Source organism: Micromonospora sp. H61, from assembly GCF_018070325.1.
In the GTDB taxonomy this organism is placed as follows: Bacteria; Actinomycetota; Actinomycetes; order Mycobacteriales; family Micromonosporaceae; genus Micromonospora; species Micromonospora salmantinae.
The window spans coordinates 1-975 of the sequence record NZ_JAGPXY010000232.1; the positions used below are offsets into that span (position 1 = coordinate 1).

Annotated in this window: 1 protein-coding gene; it reads left to right on the plus strand. The window is 65.2% G+C overall.

From position 1 onward, the window contains the following. Window positions 1-85: 85 nt before the first annotated feature. Window positions 86-622: an NUDIX hydrolase gene (locus KBX08_RS33345; protein ID WP_307850719.1), complete on the plus strand. Its 537-nt coding sequence runs from the start codon at window positions 86-88 to the stop codon at window positions 620-622. The last annotated feature ends 353 nt before the right edge of the window (window positions 623-975 follow it).

The window sequence follows — 975 nt, forward strand, 5'->3', positions numbered from 1 at the left end:
AAAGAAGTCCTGCACAGCCTCGCGCCCCTGCCAACAGCCGCCTAGCGCGAGGGCCCACCTGGCCCCGTCCGCTAGCGTCACCAAGGTGACCTGGACGGAGCCCGCCACGTGGTACGCCAACCTGGCTTCCTTCTACGCCGCCGCTGCGGCCTTCATCACGGACCCGGCCGGCAACGTGCTGCTCGTCAAACCCACGTACCGCGACCACTGGGCCTTCCCCGGCGGCTACGTCGACGAGGGCGAGTACCCACATGACGCCTGCGGCCGTGAAATCCGTGAGGAGTTGGGGATCTCTGTGGTGGTGGGTGACCTGCTTGTAGTGGATTGGGCACCGCCCGCTGGGCAGCGGCCGCGCGCGATTGTCAGCTTCACGTTCGACTGCGGGTCCCTCGCCAACCTCGACGGTCTCGTCCTGCCGCTACAGGAATTGGAGGACGTTGCCTTCTTCTCGCCCCGAGAGGCCGAGCAGCGTCTTCCCGGCAACGTCGCCACACGAATTCACGCGGCGATGAGCGCTCGTGAGGTACACACTCCGCTGTATCTTGCTGGCGGCTCGGTCGTACCACTGCCATCCGCTGATGGAGCAGAACACGAAGCAGGGACCGGCTCCCAGACTGTGTGAACCCAGCCGGCGCAGGCCGACTCGTCCGTCGCTCACCAGTTCAGAGACCTGATCGGCGCCCTAAGCTCGTCGTTCATTGGGTTCGATGGTGCCACTGCCTACACTGCCGCACACGCTCAGCTGGCCGGATCTCTCCTGTTCTTCTGTCACAGTGCGTTACCGGCGTGCCGTCCTATCGGCGGGGGTAGCGGTCCTCGATGCCGGTCAAGACGCGCGGTCAGCGGCAGATCCGGATACTTGATCAGCGTGAGCGCCGGACGCCGGAATAGCCGGATGTGCTGCAGCCCAACGATCCGATCGTCCCGTCGTTGACCTGACCCACCAGCGGATCAAACGCCGGCCTCACCTTGTAG